Here is a 4,675-nt window from a genome sequence, read left to right as displayed (position 1 = left end):
ATCAAGAACCCCTTATCCTTCAATAACATCAGGAATTCTACTGAATACTCAGCAGCTTTTCTGACCATTTCATCAACTTAACTGCTTTTGTTATGTATAGAGTGCTATTGAATAAAAAAATATTATCTCTCCTCCTGAAAGAGGAGAGGGGATTTTAAAAACTCACGGAGGTAGACACAATGCCCGTATTTCGCTTATACGACTTACGGATTGTTGTCTCTCCTGCGTGCGGGAGGAGGGGGAAGGGTCAATAGTTTATCAAGGCGCGTTTGCCGGGTCAAATTTCTCTTCAGGTTCATTGACGTTGCGATCGTCCCAAAGTAATTGGGATAATGCTCCATTTACTTTTTGTAACCCTTCTTGTAATTGGATAGTTGCCCGTTAAAAAATGGCGCATTTCCAAAAGTTCTTCCAAAACCGGTTCTATCGGCCTTATCAAAGCAGCTGTAGTGAGGGTGAAAAACAGCAAAATATTGATGAAGTTTGAAATTGATTATCAGATGAGTTTTGATAGTTTGAATAGTGAAGTGAAAAATTATTAATTATTATTTTTTATATATTTTTCATCTCTCTCAGAAAAACGTTCATTTGTAAAGAGGCTTAGTGGATCTGGGCAATCTGATAATTCTTGCATTCTAAACCACGTGACTAAGTTTAGAATGCAAGAATTATCAGATTCCTCAGGATCAGATTGAAAATCTGTTGATGTAACAAGAATGTGGTTGGATTCAATGGCGTTACCAGTTAGGAAACTTTCATCATTAATGGGGTATTCTTCAAGTTAATGCGAATAAGGTTTGATATACAACGTCTGAAGTTTCACCTCGTTTTGAATGATATCTTTGTTTAAGTACTTATTGAGCCCACTCCTTAAAGATCTATTTTAATCTATTTTAAAAGTCTGTAGCTCAAAGCTTCCGTCCTGCGTGTAACGCAAAACGCTTCCCCCATTATACCAAGCGCCGAGGACGATTCGTTTGGTGGGGTTTCTGTTGATCGTTAAATCGTGAATGGCGGGGTGATGGGTATGGCCGTGAATTAATAATTCAACATTATATTGTTTCATAACGCGGTTCACCTCTTCGGGTGTCACATCCTTGACTTTATATGACAGCGTTCGACTATGGCGGCGGCTTTGTTCGCGGAATTTTTTCGCTAATTTCCGTCGAAGTGATAAAGGCAGCGATAACATGAGCTTTTGAACCCACGGTTTCATAATTTTTCGACGGTAGGCTTGATGTTTATGGTCAAGCGTGCATAGGCTGTCGCCGTGCATTAATAAAACGGGTTTATTATAGAGCTGAATAAGGCTGGGATCTTCCAATAAAGAAACGCCTGTCATAGCAGCAAATCGCTGGCCGATTAAAAAATCTCGATTGCCTCGCATAAAATAAGTAGGCTTAGTGCCAGCGAGTGTTTGTAATGATTCGATAATTTTAAGGTTAAAAGGCGTTTGATTGTCATCGCCAATCCACGCTTCAAAAAAATCGCCTAAAATGTAAATGGCATCGGCCTTAGAGGCCTGATGTTTCAGAAAATACAAGAAATGGGTGGTGATTGAGGGGGTTTCCTCTTCCAAATGTAAATCAGAAATGAATAAAGCATGTTTCATTAGTGTCTGTATTGTGTCATTCTTGCGAAAGTAAAAGTCCAGAAGTGCATTATTCTCTCCACCTGGATTCCCCGCTTTAGCAGAAATGATACAGAAAGGCGCGTTGGAAAACCCGATTGAAAATTGTCATAATAGTTCGCTTTCGAGGATGAGTCTATGATGAAGAGCCGTTTCTGTCCCAGCCCTACTGGATTGATGCATTTGGGTAATGCGCGAACAGCCTTATTCAATTATTTATTTGCAAAAAGTAAACAGGGCATCTTTTTGTTGCGGATTGAAGATACCGATGTCGAGCGCTCTAAGGAGATGTTTGACATTGGATTTCAAGAAGATTTGCGATGGTTGAACTTAGAATGGCAAGAAGGGCCGGGTGCTGACCAAGGTAACGGCCTGTATCATCAATCAAAACGCCAAGCTATCTACGATGATTATTATCAACGGCTTGAAGAAGCTGAGCGAGCGTATCCTTGTTTTTGTAGCGAAGAGCAATTGCGACTATCGCGAAAAATTCAGAGATCGGCAGGGAAACCGCCTCGGTACGCCGGCACTTGTCGATCTTTATCTGCAGCGGAAATCGAAAAAAAGAAAGCTGAGGGATTACAGCCTGCGCTGCGATTTCGTGTTCCTGACGATGAAGTGGTTGTCTTCGTTGATTTAGTGCGTGGGGAGCAGCGTTTTCAAACCAACGATATTGGCGATTTTATTATCCGGCGAGCGAACAGCACCTCGTCTTTCATGTTCTGCAACGCGATCGACGACGCTTTGATGGGTGTTTCCCACGTCTTGCGTGGTGAAGATCATTTAACTAACACGCCAGGACAGCTTTTGATCTTGCAAGCGTTAGAACTGCCTGTACCAACCTATGCGCACATTGCTTTAATCGTTGGGCCGGATGGCAACCCTTTATCCAAACGGAACGGCAGCCGCGGAATTAAAGAGCTGTGCGATAAGGGGTATTTACCATTGGCCCTTACCAATTACTTGGCGCGGTTGGGGCATTATTACACGAGTGACAAACTTTTGTCATTAGCAGAATTGGCAAAAGGTTTTAATATCGAATCGTTGAGTAAATCGCCAGCGAAGTTCAATGCTCAGCAATTGGATTATTGGCAAAAACAGACAGTGAATCAATTATCCAACGACGATTTTTTGGAGTGGGTTGGGAGTGAATTACAATCGCAAATTCCGACAAATAAAGCCGATTTATTTTTAACGACGGTAAAACCCAATGTGAGTTTTCCGCGGGATGTTTCTTATTGGGTAAACGTCTGCTTTGGAAAAACGCTTAACTTAGAAACTGCCCAAAATGAATTACTGCGTGCGACCGGGAATCGTTATTTTGAAGAGGCCCTCAAGGCGTTTAAAAAATTTGGTAAAGATTTAAATTCGGTTATTAATCACTTAAAAGAAAAACTAAATTTAAAGGGAAAACCTTTGTATCAACCGCTGCGAATCGCGCTAACGGGGGCAGAGCATGGCCCTGAATTAGCTAAATTAATTTTAATAATGAATTACGAAACGATACAAAATCGATTGCAAGAGACGTATCAATGAAAATTTTTAATAGTCTCACAAAACAAAAAGAAATTTTCAAACCGATCGAATCTGGGAAAGTAAAACTCTATGTGTGCGGTATGACGGTTTATGATTACAGTCACATCGGTCATGCGCGTTCGTTAGTTACTTTTGATATGGTTGTTCGATATCTGCGAATGCGCGGTTATGAAGTGGCATTCGTGCGTAATATTACAGATATCGATGATAAAATCATTAAATGTGCTAGGGAAAATAAAGAAAGCCCGGAGGCATTAGCCGAGCGGTTTATTCAGGTATTACATGAAGATGAAAAAGCCTTGCGCGTTTTGTCGCCCGATCAAGAACCGCGCGCTATCCAGTACGTTCCTGAAATCATCAAATTGATACAAAAGCTTTTGGATAACCAATATGCTTATATCGGGCAAAATGGCGATGTTTTTTTTGATGTCTGTCGTTTTAAGGACTATGGAAAATTATCTCACCGTCATTTAGACGAACTCCAAGCCGGTGCACGAGTAGAAGTGAGTGATAGTAAGCGCGGCCCTTTAGATTTTGTGTTATGGAAAAAGGTCAAGCCAGGCGAACCGAAATGGGATTCACCGTGGGGTGAAGGACGGCCAGGCTGGCATATTGAATGCTCGGCGATGTCGAGCAGTATTTTGGGTCAACCTTTTGATATCCATGGTGGGGGCCTCGATTTAAAGTTTCCACATCATGAAAATGAAATTGCTCAATCCGAAGCGGGCGAAGAAAAACCGTTTGTGAAACTTTGGATGCATACGGGACTTTTGGAAATTAATAAAGAAAAAATGTCTAAATCGTTGGGCAATATTATTTCTATCCGTAAAGCTTTGAAGGAAAGCGACGTTGAAGTATTACGTTATTTCTTCTTGTCAGGACATTATCGTAATCCGCTCACTTATTCTAAAGAAAATTTGGAAAACAGCCGACTTGCTTTAGAACGCTTTTATTTGGTGCTGCGCGGATTGCCGGTGGTTAATCACGAGAAAATGTCTTTGTATACCGATTGTTTTTACGAAGCAATGGATGACGATTTTAATACACCGATAGCCTTTGCACTGTTGTTTGAAATGGTGCGCGAGATCAATCGTTTCCGCGATAATAATCAAATTGAAAAGGCGGCTGTCCTGGCGGCAGAATTAAAACACCTTGGTAATATTTTTGGTCTATTTCAGTACTCCCCCGAACAATTTTTACAAGGTGGAAAAAAGGAAACTGATATTCAAGAAATTAAAAAACTGATCACCCAACGCAACGAAGCTCGCGCAAAAAAAGACTGGAAAACAGCCGATCAAATTCGCGATCAATTAACCCACCTTGGTATTACCATCGAAGACTCTCCCGATGGAACTTTCTGGCGTAAGGAGTAATCTCGTTGTAACCCAATGAAAAGTGCGCTCTTTAAAGGGGGCGTTATAATGCGCCAACACAGAATTTCTATTTTAAATAAAGAGCAGGTGATGAAAGATATTAAAATACTTGGTGTTGATATTTATTGCAAAAGGG

At 40.9% G+C, this 4,675-nt stretch carries 4 protein-coding genes; 3 read left to right on the top strand and 1 reads right to left on the bottom strand.

Annotated elements, in window-relative coordinates; all coding sequences use genetic code 11:
- Positions 1-374: 374 nt before the first annotated feature.
- The gene (locus tag FIV31_RS07285; RefSeq protein ID WP_280124312.1) at positions 375-542 is read left to right on the top strand and encodes a hypothetical protein; all 168 of its coding nucleotides are present in this window, start codon (positions 375-377) and stop codon (positions 540-542) included.
- Positions 543-883: 341 nt separating this feature from the next.
- Here FIV31_RS07285 and FIV31_RS07280 read toward each other — a convergent pair whose 3' ends face one another.
- Positions 884-1,612 (bottom strand): UDP-2,3-diacylglucosamine diphosphatase, encoded by a 729-nt coding sequence (locus FIV31_RS07280; protein ID WP_280124311.1) that lies wholly within the window; start codon positions 1,610-1,612, stop codon positions 884-886.
- Between the two features lie 156 nt (positions 1,613-1,768).
- Here FIV31_RS07280 and gltX point away from each other — a divergent pair, with 156 nt between their 5' ends.
- A complete protein-coding gene (gene gltX, locus FIV31_RS07275) occupies positions 1,769-3,166 on the top strand; it encodes a glutamate--tRNA ligase (protein WP_280124310.1) in 1,398 nt (465 codons plus the stop codon).
- Positions 3,163-4,539 (top strand): cysteine--tRNA ligase, encoded by a 1,377-nt coding sequence (gene cysS, locus FIV31_RS07270; RefSeq protein ID WP_280124309.1) that lies wholly within the window; start codon positions 3,163-3,165, stop codon positions 4,537-4,539. The genes gltX and cysS overlap by 4 nt, the downstream gene beginning before the upstream one ends.
- The last annotated feature ends 136 nt before the right edge of the window (positions 4,540-4,675 follow it).

Source organism: Coxiella endosymbiont of Ornithodoros amblus, assembly GCF_019425495.1.
Taxonomy (GTDB): Bacteria; Pseudomonadota; Gammaproteobacteria; order Coxiellales; family Coxiellaceae; genus Coxiella.
This window is presented reverse-complemented; position numbering and strand designations above follow the sequence as displayed.

What these genes read in the sequence shown, in the direction of transcription:
- FIV31_RS07280 (WP_280124311.1), bottom strand. Translation starts at nt 1,612, where the DNA reads ATGAAACATGCTTTATTCATTTCTGATTTACATTTGGAAGAGGAAACC.
- gltX (WP_280124310.1), top strand. Translation starts at nt 1,769, where the DNA reads ATGATGAAGAGCCGTTTCTGTCCCAGCCCTACTGGATTGATGCATTTG.
- cysS (WP_280124309.1), top strand. Translation starts at nt 3,163, where the DNA reads ATGAAAATTTTTAATAGTCTCACAAAACAAAAAGAAATTTTCAAACCG.